At 73.7% G+C, this 18465-nt stretch carries 13 protein-coding genes; 5 read left to right on the top strand and 8 right to left on the bottom strand.

Going from position 1 to position 18465, the window contains the following annotated elements:
• Positions 1 to 4: 4 nt before the first annotated feature.
• The 5 genes from O7606_RS04215 to O7606_RS04195 are packed head-to-tail and all read right to left on the bottom strand — an operon-like array spanning position 5 to position 8013.
• Entirely contained in the window at positions 5 to 1696 is a 1692-nt protein-coding gene (locus O7606_RS04215) for a protein phosphatase 2C domain-containing protein (protein WP_281597691.1), read from the bottom strand.
• Positions 1696 to 2409 (bottom strand): VWA domain-containing protein, encoded by a 714-nt coding sequence (locus O7606_RS04210; protein ID WP_281597690.1) that lies wholly within the window; start codon positions 2407 to 2409, stop codon positions 1696 to 1698. The genes O7606_RS04215 and O7606_RS04210 overlap by 1 nt, the downstream gene beginning before the upstream one ends.
• Positions 2410 to 2441: 32 nt before the next feature.
• Positions 2442 to 3806: a DUF4407 domain-containing protein gene (locus O7606_RS04205; protein WP_281597689.1), complete on the bottom strand. Its 1365-nt coding sequence runs from the start codon at positions 3804 to 3806 to the stop codon at positions 2442 to 2444.
• Positions 3803 to 5380: a hypothetical protein gene (locus O7606_RS04200; RefSeq protein ID WP_281597688.1), complete on the bottom strand. Its 1578-nt coding sequence runs from the start codon at positions 5378 to 5380 to the stop codon at positions 3803 to 3805. Before O7606_RS04200 ends, O7606_RS04205 begins: the two co-directional genes overlap by 4 nt.
• Positions 5377 to 8013, bottom strand: a complete 2637-nt coding sequence (locus tag O7606_RS04195) for a hypothetical protein (RefSeq protein WP_281597686.1) — start codon at positions 8011 to 8013, stop codon at positions 5377 to 5379. The genes O7606_RS04200 and O7606_RS04195 overlap by 4 nt, the downstream gene beginning before the upstream one ends.
• Positions 8014 to 8289: 276 nt before the next feature.
• Between O7606_RS04195 and O7606_RS04190 the strand changes: the two genes are divergently transcribed.
• Positions 8290 to 8532, top strand: a complete 243-nt coding sequence (locus tag O7606_RS04190) for a hypothetical protein (protein WP_281597685.1) — start codon at positions 8290 to 8292, stop codon at positions 8530 to 8532.
• Between the two features lie 104 nt (positions 8533 to 8636).
• On the opposite strand, the gene O7606_RS04185 is transcribed toward O7606_RS04190, so the two are convergent.
• On the bottom strand, positions 8637 to 9494 hold the full coding sequence (locus tag O7606_RS04185; protein WP_281597683.1) for a maleylpyruvate isomerase N-terminal domain-containing protein: 858 nt from the start codon (positions 9492 to 9494) through the stop codon (positions 8637 to 8639).
• A gap of 153 nt (positions 9495 to 9647) precedes the next feature.
• Positions 9648 to 11084: an endo-1,4-beta-xylanase gene (locus O7606_RS04180; RefSeq protein WP_281597681.1), complete on the bottom strand. Its 1437-nt coding sequence runs from the start codon at positions 11082 to 11084 to the stop codon at positions 9648 to 9650.
• 426 nt (positions 11085 to 11510) lie between these two features.
• Between O7606_RS04180 and manD the strand changes: the two genes are divergently transcribed.
• Positions 11511 to 12719, top strand: a complete 1209-nt coding sequence (manD, locus tag O7606_RS04175) for a D-mannonate dehydratase ManD (protein ID WP_281597680.1) — start codon at positions 11511 to 11513, stop codon at positions 12717 to 12719.
• Positions 12720 to 12743: 24 nt separating this feature from the next.
• Here manD and O7606_RS04170 read toward each other — a convergent pair whose 3' ends face one another.
• Entirely contained in the window at positions 12744 to 13778 is a 1035-nt protein-coding gene (locus O7606_RS04170) for an acetylxylan esterase (protein ID WP_281597679.1), read from the bottom strand.
• 329 nt (positions 13779 to 14107) lie between these two features.
• Between O7606_RS04170 and O7606_RS04165 the strand changes: the two genes are divergently transcribed.
• From O7606_RS04165 to O7606_RS04155, 3 genes are read left to right on the top strand one after another with little or no spacing between them, the layout of a single operon-like run.
• Positions 14108 to 16546 carry a glycoside hydrolase family 3 N-terminal domain-containing protein gene (locus O7606_RS04165; RefSeq protein ID WP_281597678.1) on the top strand — a complete coding sequence of 813 codons (2439 nt, stop codon included), beginning with the start codon at positions 14108 to 14110 and terminating at the stop codon, positions 16544 to 16546.
• A gap of 10 nt (positions 16547 to 16556) precedes the next feature.
• A complete protein-coding gene (locus O7606_RS04160; RefSeq protein WP_281597677.1) occupies positions 16557 to 17546 on the top strand; it encodes an ABC transporter permease subunit in 990 nt (329 codons plus the stop codon).
• Positions 17543 to 18463, top strand: coding sequence for a carbohydrate ABC transporter permease (locus tag O7606_RS04155; RefSeq protein WP_281597676.1), 921 nt, complete (start codon positions 17543 to 17545; stop codon positions 18461 to 18463). The genes O7606_RS04160 and O7606_RS04155 overlap by 4 nt, the downstream gene beginning before the upstream one ends.
• Positions 18464 to 18465 lie beyond the last annotated feature (2 nt).

Here is an 18465-nt window from a genome sequence, read left to right as displayed (position 1 = left end):
GGCGTCACTCCGGCCAGACCGCGAGGGCGGTGCGGTCGTCGTCCTGCGACCGCCGGGCGAAGTCGACCTGCGCGGCGAACGCCAACGGCGCCGGCGGGCGGGCCCACATCCCGGCCAGGAACCGGCCGACCGTGCCGACCCCGTCGCCCAGCGGGTCCCCGACCCCGTCGGTCATCAGGACCAGCACGTCCCCGGCGTGCAGCAGGGTCGTCACCGGCGGGTCGAAGTCGGACCGTTTCACCGGAACCGCGTCCGTGCTGGCGGTGGCGATCACGCTGTCGGCGTTCTTGACCGGCTGCTGCGGCTCCCAGCGGACACCCTGGCGCAGCACCCAGGCCGACGAGTCGCCGACCGCGAAGAGACACACCGGGGTCGCCCCGTCCACGCGGCGCAGCCCGACCACGGCGAACAGGGCGGTGGCGGCGAGATGCCGGGCCACGTCGCCGTACCCGGGCCGGCCTCCGTCGGGCGGCGGCTCGACGAGCTTCTCGGCGAGCAGCACGACCCGGTCGGAGAGCTGACGCAGCAGCTCCGGCCAGTCCAGGTCCTCCGGCGGTCGCTGGTCGAGCATCCTCGCCACCTCGGCGGCGCCGACCCGGGCCACCAGGTTGGCCGCCTTGTGCGACAGCCTGCTGTTGGACACCCCGTCCGAGACGACGGCGACCAGGTACCGCTGGTCGGCGGTGCACCGGAACGCGTAGTCGTCCTGCCGGACGGTGCCGTAGAAGCGGTGGGACAGCCCCCGCACGCTGGCGGCGCGCAGCTCCAGGGCCGGCTCGCCGGTCGCGTCACGCAGGCAGACGCCGTCGAGGACGGTGTCCCGCCGGTCCCACTCGCCGGGGTCGGGCGCCGGCCGGACCACGGCCGCCTGGCCGGGATGCCCCACCGCGTACGGCTGGAAGTCGCCGACCCATTCCGGCTCCGCCGCGGGCCGCGGCGGCGGCACGGGCGCGGCGCCCCGCACACCGGCCGGACGCGGGCCGGGCGGTGTGCGCCCGGCCCGCGTCGTCGCGCCGTACCCGTCGCGGGCGCGTCCATCCCGCTCGTGCCCGTCGTGGACGTGCTCGGCACGGGCGTGTGCATCCCGCTCGTGCCCGTCGTGGACGTGCTCGACGCGGGCGTCCGGCTGGCTCAGGTGGCTCCGGATCAGCGACTCGACGACCCGGAGCAGGCCGCCGGCGCCGGGAACGGCACGGCGGTGCCCGACGCCGACGGGATACGCCGGCAGCCCGGGCACCCGGCTGTCCGCCCACCAGACCGGCATCAGGGTGAGCTGTCGAGGGTTGTCGACCAGCTCCCGCAGCGCCGGTTCCCACTGGTCGTCCGGCGCGGGCGGGCCGTCGGTGAGCAGCACCACCAGCGGTCCCGCGATCGGCAGGTCCATCTCCAGCTCGGCCAGCTCCGTGCCGACCCGGCGACGCACCTCGGCCAGCACGGCCGCGTACGACCGGGGGCCGCCGACCGGCATCGGGGGCAGCCGGCCGATGTCGGCGGGGGCGGTCATCGGCAGGTCGTAGATCACCTCGCTGGTGAAGCCGAGCACGCAGACCCGGACCTGCTCGACCAGCGTCGGATCCGACCCGAGCCAGTCGACCAACGCGTCGACGTCGTGGTTCAGCAGCTCCTCCTTGCCGGCCGGGACGCCGGTGTCGGCCAGATCGACGAGGAGGTACACCGGCAGCAGTGGGGTGGTCATCAGACGAAGTCGTCCGGGTCGTACTGGGTGATGCCGGCCGGCAGGTTGGTCTTCGGCGGCAACACCACCCCGGTGCTGCCGGAGGCCAGACTGTGCCCGGACTGGATCATGCTGGAGATCAACACCTCGGCCATCGAGGTGATCGCCTTCGCCGGCTGGAAGGTCGGGTCCATCATGTACAGGGCCATCTTCTTCGCCCCGCTGGACGGGTGGATCAGCGAGCCCATGACGTTCACGTCGGCCTGGTCGACGCCGCACGGGATGACGTTCGGGTACGCCTTTGAGGAGGTCAGCTCCTGGAAGGCGGCACGCCAGACCGGGTCGTCGTCGGTGGGCTCGCCATCGCTGATGAACCACACCACGGGCCGGTGCACCACGTACTGGTCGGCCTTGAGCTGGGCCACGTTCGCCTCGATCTCCCGGCGCAGCAGGGTGAACGCCGCCGCGAAGCTGGTGCCGCCACGGACGGACAGCGCGGGCAGGGTCAGGTCCGGGTCGAGCAGGTCGCACAGGGGCAGCCGGACCCGGGCGTCGTCGGAGAAGTCGATCAGGCCGAACCGCACCTTGTCGACCAGGATCGGCTGCTGGGCCAGGGCGTCGACGATGGCCGGCATGATGGCGTTGGCGGCGTCCAGCTTGCCGGCCAGGCTCATCGACCAGGACACGTCGATGACGAGGTAGAAGGGTAGGAGTTTGGCGCCGGACTGGTCCATGGGTCGTCGTCCTCTCGTGACGGGGTGACGGGCTACGGCTGCCCGCCGTTACGGTCCTCGGGCGGGGTCGGCGGCACGTCCGGTCGGGTCCCGAGGTGCCGGGCGTACCAGCGCGCCAGCTCCTCGTCGGTACGCCGCTTCGCCACCTCCCCCCACACCGCGACGGCCCGGTCGGCGACCTCCTGCTGCGTGGCGGCGAGCCGCGCGTTGGCCTCCCGGCCGACCGAGACCTGAAGGTCGGCGCGGTGCTGCTCCAGCCGCGTCCGGACGTCGGCGCGGACGGCGACGATCTGCCGTCGCCGGTCCGAGCGGAGCTGCTCGTCGTCGAGCACGTCGTGCTCGCGTCGGGTCACCAACTGCTCGTAGAGGCTGGGCGGGCCGCCCGCCGACAGCAGCTTGGCCACCACCGGCAGGAGTTCGACGCTGGCGAACAGGGCGATCAGCGCCCAGTGCGCCACGGCCAGGGTCGGCCGGCCGGCAGTGAGCCGGTCCAGCGCCTCCAGTCTGGCCAGCAGACCGCTGTTGCGCTGCTCGACGTCGGTGAGCCGCCGCTGGGCGGCGTCCCGCTCCTGGACCCGGGCGGTCAGTCCCGGCAGCAGCGTCGCCAGCTCCCGCCCGGCCGCCGCCCGGGCGGTCGCGGCGTCCCCGTCGATCCGCTCGGCGGTGGCCTGTTCGATCCGGCTCGTCTCCTGCCGGACCGTGGTCAGCCGGGCCGACGCCCGGTCGGCCAGGGCCTTCGCCGCCCGCCAGGCCGGTCCCCGGCCGGCGCTGCCGCTGCCGCAACTGCCGTCCAGCTCACACTGGGCCCGGCGGGCGGCGTCGTCGTACGCCCGCTGGGCCGCCGCGAGCGTGGCCCGCGCCGCCCGCACGTCCGGGTCGTCGCTGACGTTGGGCTGGCCGCGGCCGTTGACGACGGCCTGGAGCTCGGCGACCTTCTGCTGCGTCACCGGGATGTCCGCGTACTGCGCGTCGAGCGTCCTCTGGTTGTCGATCACGTGCTCGGCGTGCATTACCTGGAGCTCGCTGTCGATCTCCGGTTCGAAGATCCGCAGCACCAGGGGCGCCGAGACGACCGCGCCGATGACCAGGGCCAGCGCCAGCCGGGGCAGGGCGGCGGCGAGGTTACGCCAGAAGCCGGCCTGCCGGGCCATGGTCACCACCAGCATCCGGTCCAGGCTGAGCACGAGCAGCCCCCACAGCACGCCCACCGCCAACGCCGCCGGCATCGGCAGCCGCACCGCCGTGTGCAGCGCGAAGGCGGCGGACAGCGCGGCCACCGAGGCGGTGCCGATCAGGACGGCGCCCATCGCGCCGTACCTGGTGGCGTCGCCGGGCGCCACGGCGAGGACGTCCCGTTGCCCACCGCCCAGCCAGGCCGGCAGGTGCCCCACTCTCATCGCCGCCCCCTTCCGCCGCGCCCGAGGAGCCGGACCCCGCCGCGCCCGGAGAACCGACCCCTTCCGCCGCGCCTGAAGAGCCGGGCCGCTCCGCCGGGCGGGGAGGACCGACCCTCTTCCCCGGGCGGGGAGAAGTCGAGATCCGGGCCGGCGGTGAGGATCGACACCACGTCGACCGGCCCGCCGTCGACGTCGAACCGGGGGACCGGGGCGGGTACGGGTGTCGGGAACCCGGGCGGCGGATCGTCGGTGCCGGTGAGCGCGACCAACGGGGGCGGCGCGGCCACCAGCGACGGCGGCGGATCCTCGTCGACCCGGGGCCCCGCCCCGGCCAGCGCCGGCCCGAGGTCCGGCAGCGCCGGAAACCACCCGTCGGGCCACGGCACGTGGGGCATCGGCACCGGCAGGTCCGTCCACCGGGAGGCGTCCAGCACGGCGACCGGCGGCGTCCACCCTTCGGTGACGCCACGGCGGTTGCCGGCAAGCACCCGCAGCGGTCCGCTACCGGTTGGCCGCAGCCGTACGCTGCCGGCGCCGGCCCGCCCGTCGACCCGGACGGCGTCACCGCCGGGCACGCCCACCTCGACGGTGTCGGCGTGGTGGGCGACCCACCGGACGGTCACCGTCGCGCCGGCCGGGACCAGGGTGCGGTCCGGCGTCACCCGGTCCAGGGTGGGTGGCGTCAACGGCTCGCCGAGGGCCCAACTCAGGTGGCGCAGCCACTCCTCGGCGGTGGGCCGCTTCGCGGGCGGCCCGGTCAGGGCGGCGGTGAGCAGCGCGACGCCCCCGGGGTCGAGCGCCCCGGCCGCGTACGCGGGGTCGGTGCGGGTGGACGCCTGCGTGCCCGGGGTCAGGCAGCGCAGCACGAACAGCCCGAGCTTGTACAGGTCGGTGTGTCGACTGAGCGCGTCCGGCGCCTCCGGCGCGGCCCAGTCCGGCGCGTCGAGCTGACGTGACCCGGTCACGCTGCCCCGGACCCGTACCGCGTCGCAGTCGACGAGGAGCACCGTCGGCTCGGCGTCGAGCCGGAACAGCTCGTTCTTCGCGTTGAGGTCACCGAACACCACGTCGAGCGGGGGCCCGTGCAGGAACGCCAGGGCGGCGGCGAAGTCGCGGCAGATCCGCAGCCGTTGGCGTGGCGTGGGCGTCGGCATGCCGATCCGGCGGCAGCGGTCGGCGTCGACGAAGAGGTGCTGCGCCTCCCGGGGGATCTCCCTGCGCCGGCCGCTGGGCAGGGTGACCGGCTGGAAGAAGGAGTCCGGGATCCGGGGCAGCAGGACGCCCCGGATCCCCCGGTCGTCGCCGACCACGCGCAGCGGCCACGCGGCACAGGCGTCGAGACGCCGCCGCTCGGGCTCGTCGAGGTTGGCGCGCAACGCGATCAGGTCGTGCATGTCCCGGGCGCGGGGGGCCAGGCCGGGCCGGTACTCCTTGTAGACGAGCCGGCCGGGCGCGTCCGGCAGGGTCAGCCCGGGCAGGTCGTGGACGACCGCCTGCCCACCCGAGCCCAGCTCGTCGCCCAGCTCACCCAGGTCGGCCCGGCGCAGCTCCCGGGGCGGGCCCGCGGCGCTCACGTCGACTCCGGGACCGGCGGCAGGTGCGGCCCACCGGCGAGCCGGCGGACCGCCTCCACGGCCGCCGCGGTCAACCGGGCCTGGTCCTGCGTCCGGGCCAGGTCCGCGCCGAGGCGGGCCACGCCGCCGTCGAACCGGTCCGGCCAGACCACCCGCTGGTACGGCCGGCACAGGTACTCGTAGTCGCGCTCGGTGTGATTGGTCCGGATGGCGGTGTCGAAGAACCGGTCGGCCGCCGCCGCGAGGGTCCGGGCCATAACCCGGGTCTCGTCGCGCAGGGCGGCCTCCAGCTCGGTCACGCACCCGTCGACGACGGCGGTCACCTCGTCGTACAGGCTGGACACGCCCCGTCGCGCCGCCGCCTGCACGCCACCGCCGACCGGCCCGGCCGGGTCCGCCGCGCCGGGCGCGACCGGGGACGGACGCGCCGGCGGGACGGGCGGGGCCGGCGCGGGGGCCGGGGCCGGCGGGGTCGACGCCGAGGTGGCGACCGGCGGGGCGGCCGTCGTCGCGGCCGGGTTCCGGGCCAGCGACCCGTCGGGCATCCTGACCCACTGCCCGGCGGCGGCCGGTCGGCCCACCCGGGCGGCCGGCGGCCGGGTCGCCCCTGGCCCCGGAGCCGGGGCGGTCATCGGGGCCGGGGCGGCGAGCGGGGCCGCGCCGGGGCCGGGCCGCCCGGACGGCGGGCCGGTGACCGGGGCCGGGACGCCCGGCGTCCGGTCCCAGTGGATGCCCCGGATGATCGGCTGGGTCACCCGCAGCACCACGCTGCCGTAGTCCACCTTGAGCTGGCAGAGCTGCCGCAGGGCGTCCCGCAGGATCAACGCCCGGCGGCTCTCCGCGGTGTCCCGCAACTGCGTCAGCGCCTGCGGTCCGGCCGGCACCAGGTGTGTCGTCAGCCGGCCGCGCAGCACCTCCGCGACGTCCTCCAGCAGCCGCTCGACCGACTCGTCCAGCGAGACGTCGATCCGGCTGAAGATCTCGGTGATCTCGGTCTTGGCCCGGTAGTACTCGTCCTGCGTGGCCTCGAGGGAGCCGTAGATGTACCGGCCCTGGACGGCCGTCGTCCACCGGTTGCGGTCCCCCCGGCCGAGGCCGGCACGCACCCACTCGCGGGCCTGCTCGACGGCGTCGTCGATCGCCGTCTCCAGGGCGAGGTCGGCCTGCCCGGAGGCGAGCCGTCCGTCGTACCTGTCGATCAGCGCCGCGAGGTCGTTGGCGAGGTCGTCGCGGAGCTGCTCGGCCAGGTTGCGGAACTCGTTCTCCTGGTCGGGCAGCAGCCGGGTCAGATCCCGGGAGCGGTCCAGCGCCTCGTCGGCGTACCCGGCGATCTCACCGGCGACGGCCGTGACGAGGGTGAGGGCCTCCCGCACGACGGCCCGGTCCATCTCGGCCAGCCGGGCCGACAGGTGCTCCAGCACCGGTCGCACCAGGTGGGCGAAGACGTCGTCGCGGTCGACGACGTCGGCGGTCAGCACCCGGATGTTCCGCTCCCGGGAGATCTCGGCGACGCTCTTGACGGTGTTGGCGAAGTAGTCCCCGTTCGGGTCGTGTTCCGCGTCCCGGTTGACCACCACCAGGTAGTAGTCCTCCAGCGGCACGCCGGCGCGGGCCGAGTCGGCCAACGACCGGGTGTAGGAGTCATCGGCGAGGTACGTGGCGGTCGTCGTGTCCCCGCGCTTGACCGACACCAGCAGGTCGATCTCGTTCTTGACCCGGCTCAGGAACTGCCGGTCGATGTCGAGTCCCGCCTCGCGCGCGCCGGGCAGGTCGATCAGGCCGAGCCTGGCCGCGGCGAACTCGGGGAAGGTCTGGTCGATCCGGACGCTGCGCACCGCGTGGAACGGCTGGACCTCCACCGGGTCGCCCTCCTCGACGTCCGGGTAGGCGACGAACGGCCGCAACCGGGCGAACTCCACGGTGATCGTCCGTCGGGGTCCGCGCAGCAGGTGGGCGTAGCTGGCGAAGGAGACCTGGGCGGCGCGCAGCTTGCGCAGGTAGTCGTCCACCCGGGCGTGACCGGCCTGCTCGCTGCCCGGCTGCGGGTAGGGGAAGCGGCGGAACGCCTCCGGGTCCGCCGGCACGGCGTCGAGGCCGGCCAGGTCGTGCAGCGGGGCCAGGTACGAGTCCCGGAACGATTCCCAGGTGTGCAGGTCCAGCGTCGCCCGGGGCTCGCCCAGGGTGTGGTAGATCCGGCTGGTCGCCGCGGTGGTCGGGTTGAACCTGGTCGTCGGGATCACGGTGTCGGGCAGGTCGGTGATGGTCCGCAGCAGGGTGCTCTTGCCGACCTTGGTGCCGCCGATGACGCCGATGTTCACGGTCTCCCGGCGGACCCGGGCGCGGACCGCGTCGACCTGCCGGCCGGCGTCGGCCAGCCGCTGCCGGAGCCGGTCGATCCGGGTCGCGGCGGTCGGGTCGCCGAGCAGACCGGTGAGGGCGTCGTCGACCGGGTCGGCGTACGGCGCGTTCGTCGCGCGGGCCGACGTCCGGCCGTTCTCCACCGCCGCCACGAGTTGGTCGAACGTCTCGACCAGGGAGGTCCAGGCCGCCGCGAGGTCGTCGACGAACCGTTGCTGGCCGTGCCGTCCGGCGAGGGCCTGGGTGATCCGCTGCTGAATTTCCGTATCGATCACGATGGGACTCCCTGCCGCCCGGTGGGCTGTCGGCGCACGGCTTCCGCTGGGTGAGGTGTGTCGTGCGGACGGACCGGCCCGGCCGGGACCGCGCTGTCGAGGGGAGGTGGCGGGCCGCTGTCCTGACCACCACTGTGGACGGCTACCCCGGTGGCGACCAGCCCGTACAACTGCGTAGCGGGGCCGGGAGGGTACGGTCACCGACCGTCCCCGGTGTGGGGTCGGCTCCGCCCGGGTATGCCGTTCTCCGAGGTAGCAGCGAAGGAGGAGGACGACATGACCACCGATCCGAGGTACGCGGCGCTGGGGCTGGCGTCGACCGGTTGGCCCACCGAGGGTGACGAGGGCCGGGAGAGCGGCGGTGAGATCGTCGGCGCGGACGACGCGGCGGCCGACGCGGCCCGGGCCGGGGGCGCGGACGTCGACCTGTCCGGGGCGACCCGCGACGGCGCGGGCGTCCCGGTCGGGGCGGACGACGCGGACGCCGACCGGGAACGGGCCGCCCGGCAGTCGGACTGAGCAGCGGACGGCCCCGGTCCCGGCCGGTCGCGGCCGGGGCCGGGGCCGCGCGGTCATTCGCGGCCCGGACCGGCCGCGCGGTCAGTTCCGGACCGGCGGCGCGGTCAGTTGCGGGGCAGGTGGACGACGCGCAGGAAGGCGGGCAGCAGCCAGGGCCGGGGCCCGCCGAGGACGACGTCCCGCCGCAGCAGCGACCGCAGCAGCCCGACCCGGCCGAACAGCATCAGGTTGAGCCCGGCGGGTCGGAACGTCACCCGCGCGTCCACCGGGGGGTCGTCGACGGCGACCCGGACCCGCCGGCCGGTCAGCACCAGCCGGACCGCGGTGGTGTGCGCCGAGCGGAACTCGACGGTGATCGGCCGGGACGACGTGCGGGCCCCGGTCTCCAACAGCACGCCGTGGTCGCGGCGGAACATTCCCAGCAGGAACAGCTCCAGGAACAGCGCCGCCTCCTCGTCGGGCAACCGCCAGGGCCGGCCGAGCGCCCGGGCCACGTCCCAGCCGTGGACGAGCAGCTCGTTGACGAGGTGGGCGTGGATCCCGGCGACGGTCACCAGGGACTGCCCGAGCCACGGCACCACCCGCTCCGGGTCGGCCTGCCGGCTGAGCGCGAGGAAGCGGTCGACGGCGGCCGTCAGGCTCCGGGCCAGCGCCGCCGGGTCACGTTCGGGCAGGTGACCCAGGACCACCCGGTTGGCCTCGGAGAGGGTGTCCACGGTGGTGGCGGCGAGCAGGCCACCGAGGTCGGGCACGGGTAACGGCTCGGCGTCCGCGTCGAGCACCGACACGTAGTGGGTGGCGATGGAGAGCAGATGGGCCGCGGTGTCCGCCACGGTCCACTCCGCCGTGACCAGCACCCGCGCGGCGCCCGGCGCCTGGACGAGCTCGACGAAGGCGGCGGCGCTGCGCCGCGCCGCCGCGCGGACCTGCCGCCAGCGCTCCTGACCCGCCTGATCACGCACACCGTACGGTCGCACCCCGGCCTGCCGGCCGCACCTTCCAGGTTGCTCGCCCGGACCAGCCGGCGGCGAGGAACCCGGCGGGGCGGGACGGCGTGGTCGCCGTCCCGCCCCGGGGTCGTGCTTCTCGGGTCGACGCGTGGGTCGACGGGTCGGTCAGGAGGCGGCGCAGACGGGGGTGCCGGTCGGGCCGGTCCCGTTGCCCTGGAAACCGAACTCGGTGGTCGCCCCGGCGCCGACGCTGCCGTTGTAGTCGACGTTACGGAAGTTCACCGTTCCGCTGGCGCCGCTGGCCTGCGCGCTCCAGGTGTTGGTGACCGTGGTGCCGGAGGGCAGGGTGATGCCCACCACCCAGCCTCTGAGGGCCGAGGAGCCGGCGGTGACCTTCACCGTGGCCACGAAACCACCGGTCCACGAGTTCAGCGACACCGTGGCCGAGCAGCCGGGCGGCGGCGGCGTGACCGGCGGGGTGGTGGGCGGCGGCGTCACCGGCGGCGTGGTGGGCGGCGGGGTGGTGACCGGAGGCGTGGTGGGCGGCGGGGTGGTGCCGCCGGCGTTGAGGGCGTTCAGCGTCGAGGTGTACGCCGCCTTCTTGTTGCCGTTGCCGTCGAAGAGCAACGGCGTGCCGTAGGAGCGCCAGGAGTCGGTGTCCCGGATGCCCCAGACGGTGATGCCGGTGCAGCGGGACACCGCCAGGCAGGCCCGCACCACCCGGCTGTAGTTGTCGGCCTGGGCCTGGCCGGAGCCCTCGATGTCCAGCTCGGTGATCTGGACGTCGACGCCGAGCGCGGCGAAGCTGGACAGCGTGGTCTGGTAGTTGGCGGGCACCGGCGAGTTGGCGTTGAAGTGCGACTGGAAGCCGACGCAGTCGATCGGCACGCCGCGCTGCTTGAAGTCCTGGACCATCCGGTAGACGCCCTGGGTCTTGGCGTGCGTCCAGTCGTCGATGTTGTAGTCGTTGTAGCAGAGCTTCGCGCCCGGGTCGGCGGCCCGCGCGGTGCGGAACGCCACCTCGATCCAGTCGTTGCCGGTGCGCTGGAGGTTGGAGTCCCGCCGGGCGCCACTGCTGCCGTCGGCGTACGCCTCGTTCACCACGTCCCAGGAGTGGATCTTGCCCTTGTAGTAGCCGGCGACCCCGTTGATGTGGTTGATCATCGCCTGCCGCAGCGCGGAGCCCTCCATGCTCTGCATCCAGCCCGGCTGCTGGGAGTGCCAGGCCAGGGCGTGCCCCCGCACCATCATCCCCTGCGCTCGGGCGTGGTTGACGATCCGGTCGGCGTTGGTGAAGCTGAAGCGACCCTGCTGCGGCTCGGTCGCGTCCATCTTCATCTCGTTCTCCGCGGTGACCGAGTTGAACTCCCGGTTCAGGATTCCCACGTAGGTCGAGTCCGAGAGTTTGTTCGCCGCCACCGCGGTGCCGAAGTAGCGGCCGGACTCGCCGGCCGCGGTGGCCAGGGTCGTGCCGGCGCTGGCGCTGGAGGCGACCATCACAGTCGTGGCGACGAGCGCGACACCCACGGCGGCCGACATCAGCGCGCGTGACCGGGTGCGGGTAAGCGGACGCCCGCTGTCGCGGGCGAACAGATTTCTCATGGCAGGCGCCTTTCGAAGAACGGTGCGGTTGCGTACGGTCACCTCGACCACTGCCCCACCACGGCGCCGGCCCGCCTCGACGTGGTCGCCCGGAAGCCACGTCGACGGTCGCGGTCACTCGACCACCGTGGGTAGATCGAAGCCCTTGCATCGGCACGGTAGCGAAACACGACCGAAAACTCAACGACCGGACAGCTCCCTCCGGTCGCCGTACGCCGACCGCGCCCCGGCCACCGTCGACCCCCGGCGCCCGGGACCATCCCACGTCAGCACGACGGGACGCGTGCGATGATGGCCGGCGCCGCCACACCGCCCCGCCGCCGGGGACCGAAACTTTCGGTCCCGCGGCTGCCGACACCGGCCGCGGACGCCCTCCTGAGGCACGCGTCCCGCCGCCCGCCGGTGACCGTCGACTGAGGAGACCGAGTGAAGATCACGGATGCCCGGGTCATCGTCACCTGCCCCGGCCGGAACTTCGTCACCCTGAAGATCGTCACCGACGAGGGCGTCACCGGCGTCGGGGACGCCACCCTCAACGGCCGCGAGCTGGCGGTGGCGTCGTACCTGCGCGACCACGTCGTGCCGCTGCTGATCGGCCGGGACCCGGCCCGCATCGAGGACACCTGGCAGTACCTCTACCAGGGCGCGTACTGGCGGCGCGGGCCGGTCACCATGAGCGCCGTCGCGGCCGTGGACACCGCCCTGTGGGACATCTTGGGCAAGGTCGCCGGGCTACCGGTCTACCAACTGCTCGGCGGCCGCTCCCGGGAGGGCGTCACGGTGTACGGCCACGCCAACGGCGAGACGGTGGAGGAGGCGCTCGCCGAGGTGGCCCGCTTCGTCGACCTCGGCTACCGGGCGGTGCGGGTGCAGAGCGGCGTGCCCGGCCTGGCGAAGACCTACGGGGTCAGCGCGGACAAGATGTTCTACGAGCCGGCCGACGCGGCCCGGCCCACCGAGACGGTCTGGTCCACCGAGCGCTACCTCGCCCACGTCCCCACGGTGTTCGCCCGGGTACGCGAGGAGTTCGGTCCCACCCTGCGCCTGCTGCACGACGTGCACCACCGGCTCACCCCGATCGAGGCGGCCCGGCTCGGCCGCAGCCTGGAGCCGTACGCGCTGACCTGGATGGAGGATCCGGTGCCGGCCGAGTTCCAGGAGGGGTTCCGGCTGATCCGGCAGCACACCACCACGCCGATCGCCACCGGGGAGGTGTTCAACTCCGTCTGGGACGTCACCACGCTCATCCGCGAGCAGCTCATCGACTACGTCCGGACCACCGTGGTGCGGGCCGGGGGCATCACCCACCTGCGGCGGATCTTCGACTACGCCGCCCTGCACCACGTGCGCAGCGGCTCCCACGGGGCCACCGACCTCTCCCCGGTCTGCATGGCCGCCGCGCTGCACCTGGACATCGCCATTCCCAACTTCGGGTTGCAGGAGTACATGCGGCACACCCCGGAGACCGACGCGGTGTTCCCGCACGAGTACCGCTTCGCCGACGGATACCTGCACCCCGGCGAGGCGCCCGGTCTCGGGGTGGACATCGACGAGGAGGCCGCCGCCGGGTACCCCTACTCTCCCGCGTACCTGCCGGTCAACCGGCTGGAGGACGGCTCCGTGCACCCCTGGTGAGGCCGCTCGGGCGGGCGGCGGGGGTCATGGCCGGCCGGCGGCCAGCGGCGCGGGAGCGTCGTCCGCCGACCCGGCGAGCGTCGACGCCAGCCAGCCCACCTGTCGGCGCTGCTGCACGGCCTCGCCGCCCTCGTGCCCGTTGAACGGGTAGACGTGCATCTCGCGCGGGGGCGGCGTCGGCCGGCCGTTGGCCGCGCCGTACTGGTTGTAGGCGGCGAACCCGGTGCGCGGCGGGGTGACGTCGTCGCGCAGGCCGATCCCGAAGTGCGCGGGCGCGACCGCCCGCCGGGCGAAGGTGACCCCGTCGACGTAGGACAGCGTGCGCCGGACCGTCTCCTCGGCCTCCCGGTTGGCGGCCAGGTAACGCCCGATCTCCCCGTACGGCGCGGCGTCGGTCAGCTCGATCGCCCGTTGGAGGTCGCAGAGCAACGGCGCGGTGGCGATCACCGCCGCCAGGTCGGGCACCAGCCCGGCCACCGCCAGGGCGAGCCCGCCGCCCTGGCTGTTCCCGGCGACCGTGACCCGGGCGGGGTCTACGCCGGGCAGGGCGCGGACCGCCTCGACCGCCCGCGCCGCGTCGGTGATCAGACGCCTGTAGTAGTAGCTCTGCGGGTCGAGGATGCCCCAGGTCACCGGGAACGGGCCGCCCGGCGCGCCGAGCCGGGGATCCGGGGTGTCGCCGGCGCTGTGCTGGCCGTGCTGCCCCCGGGAGTCCATCAGCAGGTGCGCGTAGCCGGCCACCGGCCACATCAGCCGTTCGTGCGGCAGCGCCCGGCCCCGGCCGTAGCCGAGGTACTCCACCACCGCCGGCAGCGGGCCGTCCGCGCCGGCCGGCCGGGTGTACCAGGCCCGCACCGGGTCGCCGGCGAAGCCGGCGAAGGTGACGTCGAACGTCTCCACCAGCCGCAGGCCGGTCCGCTCGGGCCGGACGTCGAGCAGCACCGGCAGGGTCGCCGCCTCCCGCAGGGTGGCCCGCCAGAACGCGTCGAAGTCGGCGGGCTCGGCGACGGCCGGCGCGTACCGCCGCAACTGGTCGAGGGGGAGATCGGAGAAGGGCACGCATCCTCCCGGAACGGCGCGGACGGCGGCCGGACCGGGAAAACCCGCCCGGTTACCGGAAATATATCGGCGGATATTATCACGCGATCATCCTCAGGATTGATCTCTGTCGTTCGACCAGCTCGCGGCGGGAATCGCCGTCCAGCATCCCGATCTATGGACACCTGTTGCTGAGCAGTCGATTCGAGACCTTGACAGCCCTGGATGCGAACCATAAGTTGCCGGCACAGGTAACGTCACGATTTCCGAAACTTTCGAAACTTGACAGCGTCAACGCGAGTCGTGTCGCGCACGGGAACGCCTCCCGGGTCCGGCAGAAGGGGTTTGGCATGGAGAGTCTGTTGCCCGTCGACGACCATCCGCGCTCCCGGCATCCGGACCGGTGGCGCGACCAGCGCCTGCCGGCGGCGCAACGGGCCGCCGCGCTCCTGCCGCTGATGACCGTCGAGGAGAAGATCGCCCAACTGGTCGGGGTGTGGGTCGGCGCGGACGCCTCCGGCGAGGGCGTCGCGCCGCACCAGTCCGACATGGTCGACGACTCCGTGGAGTGGTCCGACGTGATCCGGCACGGTCTGGGTCAGCTCACCCGGCCGTTCGGCACCGCCCCGGTCGACCCGGCGCAGGGCGCGCGGTCGCTGGCCGCGTCGCAGGAGCAGATCGTGGCGGCCAGCCGGTTCGGCATCCCGGCGCAGGTCCACGAGGAGTGCCTGACCGGCCTCGCCGCCTGGCGGGCCACCGTGTACCCGGCCCCGCTGAGCTGGGGCGCCGCCTTCGACCCGGAGCTGGTCGAGCAGATGGCGCACCGGATCGGCCGGTCGATGCGGGCCGCCGGGGTGCACCAGGGCCTGGCCCCGGTGCTGGACGTCACCCGGGACTACCGGTGGGGCCGCACCGAGGAGACCATCGGCGAGGACCCGTACCTGGTCGGGACGACCGGCGCGGCGTACGTGCGCGGACTGGAGTCCGCCGGGGTGGTCGCCACGCTGAAGCACTTCGCCGGGTACTCGGTCTCCCGGGGCGGACGCAACCTCGCCCCGGTGTCGATGGGCCCCCGGGAGCTGGCCGACGTCATCCTGCCGCCGTTCGAGATGGCGTTGCGGCTGGGCGGGGCGCGCTCGGTCATGCACTCGTACGCGGAGATCGACGGCATGCCGGTGGCCGCCGACGAGAGCCTGCTGACCGGGCTGCTCCGGGACGACTGGGGGTTCACCGGCATCCTGGTCGCCGACTACTTCGCCGTCCGGTTCCTGGAGACCCTGCACGGGGTGGCCGCCGACGGCACGGACGCCGCCCGGCTGGCGTTGCGCGCCGGCATCGACGTCGAGCTGCCCACCGTGGACGCGTTCGGCCCGGGGCTGGTCGAGGCGGTCCGTTCCGGCGCGGTCGACGAGGCGCTGGTCGACCGCGCGCTGCTGCGGGTGCTCACCCAGAAGATCGAGCTGGGCCTGCTCGACGAGGACTGGCAGCCCCGCCCCGCGGACCTCGACGCGCTGCGCTTCGACGACGAGGCGGGCCGGGACATCGCCCTGCGCCTGGCCCGGGAGTCGGTCGTCCTGCTGCGCAACACCGACGGTCTGCTGCCGCTGGCCGCCGACCGCCGGATCGCGCTGGTCGGGCCGGTCGCCGACGACCCGATGGCGATGCTCGGCTGCTACTCGTTCCCGCTGCACGTCGGGGTGCGGCACCCCGAGCACGAGACCGGCGTGGAGATCGACTCGCTGCGCGGGGCGCTCACCCGGCTGCGCCCCGACCTGACGTACGCGCCGGGGTGCGCGGTCACCGGCGACGACACCTCCGGCATCGCGGCGGCGGTCGACGTGGCCCGCGAGGCCGACGTGTGCGTGCTGGCCGTCGGCGACCGGGCCGGGATGTTCGGCCGGGGCACCTCCGGCGAGGGGTGCGACGCGCCCGACCTGCGGCTGCCCGGCGTGCAGGCCGAGCTGGTCCGGGCCGTGGTCGCCACCGGCACCCCGGTAGTGCTGGTGGTGCTCAGCGGTCGCCCGTACGCGCTGGGCGCGCAGTTCGACGCCGCCACCGCCGTCGTCCAGGCGTTCTTCCCCGGCCAGCGGGGCGGGCAGGCGCTCGCCGAGGTGCTGACCGGCGCGGTGAACCCGTCCGGCCGGTTGCCGGTCAGCGTGCCCCGTGACTCCGCCGGACTGCCCGGCACGTACCTCTCCCCCCGGCTCGGCCACCGCTCCCAGGTCTCCTCGATCGACCCCACGCCCGCCTTCCCGTTCGGTCACGGGCTCGGCTACACCACGTTCGCCTGGACCGACCCGGCCGTCCTGGCCACGCCGGCCGACCCGACGGCCGACGGCGCGGACCCGACGGCCGACCCGACGACCGACGGCGCTGACCCGACGCGGGCCGGGGCGGCGCAGCCGGCCCGGTGGGCGGTCGACGGGCAGGTCGACGTGGCGGTGACCGTCGCCAACACCGGCGACCGGGCCGGCGCCGAGGTCGTCCAGCTCTACCTGCACGACCCGGTGGCGCAGACCACCCGACCGGTGGTCCGCCTGGTCGGCTACGTCCGGGTCGAGCTGGCGGCCGGGGCCGCCGCGCGGGTCACCTTCACCGTGCCCGCCGACGTCACCTCGTTCACCGGCGTGCGCGGCCGGCGCATCGTCGAGCCCGGCGACGTGGAGCTGCGACTGGCCCGGTCCAGCGCCGACGTGGTCGCCGCCCTGCCGCTGCGGCTCGTCGGCGTCGAACGCGAGGTCGGACACCTGCGGGAGCTGCTGTCCACGACCCGCGTCACCCCCGCCTAGGAGACCGAGGATGAGCACCCCGGACACGCTGCGCCCACCACCGGCGGCCCCGCCCCCAGCGGCCCCGGCCGTCCCGGCCCCGCGTCGGCGGCCCCGCCGGCGCACCTGGCGGCAGGCGCTGCGCCGGGACTGGCAGCTCTACTCGCTGGCCGTGCTGCCGCTGCTGTTCTTCCTGGTCTTCCGGTACCTGCCGATGGCCGGCAACGTGATCGCGTTCCGCCGGTTCCGGCCCGGCGGCAGCATCTTCGGCGAGTACTGGGTCGGGCTGCGGTACGTGCGGATGTTCCTCACCGACCCGACCTTCTGGGAGGTGTTCACCAACACCCTGACCCTGGGCGCGCTGACCCTGCTGTTCTGCTTCCCGCTGCCGATCGTGCTGGCGCTGCTGCTCAACGAGGTACGGGCCCGCCGGCTGAAGCGGTTCGTGCAGTCGGTGTCCTACCTGCCGCACTTCCTGTCCATCGTGATCGTGGCCGCGATGGTGATGCAGTTGGTGTCGGTCGACGGCACGGTCAACCAGATCGTCGGCGCGTTCGGCGGCGAGGCGGTGCCGTTCCTGCAACGCGCCGAATGGTTCCGCACCATCTACGTCTCCTCCGAGGTCTGGCAGACCGTCGGCTGGGGCACCATCCTCTACCTGGCCGCGCTGACCACCATCGACGACAACCTGTACGAGGCGGCCCGGATCGACGGCGCGAGCCGCTGGCGGCAGACCTGGCACGTGACGCTGCCCGGGATCCGGCCGACCATGGTCACCCTGCTGATCCTCAACATCGGCACGTTCATGGCGGTCGGCTTCGAGAAGATCCTGCTGCTGTACAACCCGCTGACGTACCCGACCGCCGACGTGATCTCCACGTACCTGTACCGGATGGGCTTCGAGTCCAGCAACTTCAGCTACGCGGCGGCGATCGGCCTGTTCGAGGCGCTGATCGGGTTGACCCTGGTGCTGACCGCCAACACCATCTCCAAGCGCACGGTGGGGACGAGCCTGTGGTGACCCTGCGCGCCGACGCACGCCGACCGACGGGCCGGCCGCGCGGCCCCCGACCGACCCGGGGCCGCCGGGTGTTCCAGGCGGTCAACGCGCTCGTGCTGACCGCCGTGGTGATCGTGACGCTGTACCCGTTCGTCACCATCGTGGCCCGGTCGCTCAGCGACGAGGCGTCGATCATCGCCGGCAGGGTGAACCTGGTCCCGCGCGGGTTCAACCTGACCACGTACCAGTTGGTGATGTCGGACTCGCTGTTCTGGACGAACTACCGCAACACGGTGCTGTACACGGTGGTCGCCACGGCCATCTCCATCGTGCTGACCACCTGCTACGCGTACGTGCTGTCCAAGCCGCAGCTCAAGGGGCGGGGCGCGCTGGTCGGCGTCGCCGTGTTCACCATGTTCTTCACCGGCGGCCTGATCCCCAACTACGTGCTGATCACCAGCCTGGGCATGAAGAACACCATCTGGGCGGTGGTGGTGCCCAACGCCATCAACGTGTTCAACCTGCTGGTGATGAAGGCGTTCTTCGAGAGCCTGCCCACCGAGCTGGAGGAGGCCGCCGCCGTCGACGGCCTCAACACGTACGGCATCCTGCTGCGGATCGTGCTGCCGCTGTCCAAGGCGATCATCGCCACGATGGTGCTGTTCTACGCGGTGTCGTTCTGGAACTCGTGGTTCACCGCGTTCCTCTACCTGGACCAGCAGGAGCTCTTCCCGGTGACCGTCTACCTGCGCAACCTGATCGCCGGGGCCACCGGCGCGCAGAACGCCGGCGGGGTCGGCGAGGACGACGCGCTCCAGGCCGCGGCGACCCTGCAGTCCGTCACCATCGTGCTCACCACGCTGCCGATCCTGCTGGTCTACCCGTTCATCCAGCGGTACTTCGTGTCCGGCGTCATGCTCGGCGCGGTCAAGGGCTGACT

Source organism: Micromonospora sp. WMMD882, assembly GCF_027497255.1.
GTDB lineage: Bacteria > Actinomycetota > Actinomycetes > Mycobacteriales > Micromonosporaceae > Micromonospora.
The sequence above is the reverse complement of the archived record's forward strand: the minus strand, read 5'-3'. Positions and strand labels throughout refer to the sequence as shown.

Bases quoted from the DNA above. Each gene is read 5' to 3' on its own strand.
- O7606_RS04215 (WP_281597691.1), bottom strand. From the start codon at position 1,696: ATGACCACCCCACTGCTGCCGGTGTACCTCCTCGTCGATCTGGCCGAC.
- O7606_RS04210 (WP_281597690.1), bottom strand. From the start codon at position 2,409: ATGGACCAGTCCGGCGCCAAACTCCTACCCTTCTACCTCGTCATCGAC.
- O7606_RS04205 (WP_281597689.1), bottom strand. From the start codon at position 3,806: ATGAGAGTGGGGCACCTGCCGGCCTGGCTGGGCGGTGGGCAACGGGAC.
- O7606_RS04190 (WP_281597685.1), top strand. From the start codon at position 8,290: ATGACCACCGATCCGAGGTACGCGGCGCTGGGGCTGGCGTCGACCGGT.
- O7606_RS04180 (WP_281597681.1), bottom strand. From the start codon at position 11,084: ATGAGAAATCTGTTCGCCCGCGACAGCGGGCGTCCGCTTACCCGCACC.
- O7606_RS04165 (WP_281597678.1), top strand. From the start codon at position 14,108: ATGGAGAGTCTGTTGCCCGTCGACGACCATCCGCGCTCCCGGCATCCG.
- O7606_RS04160 (WP_281597677.1), top strand. From the start codon at position 16,557: ATGAGCACCCCGGACACGCTGCGCCCACCACCGGCGGCCCCGCCCCCA.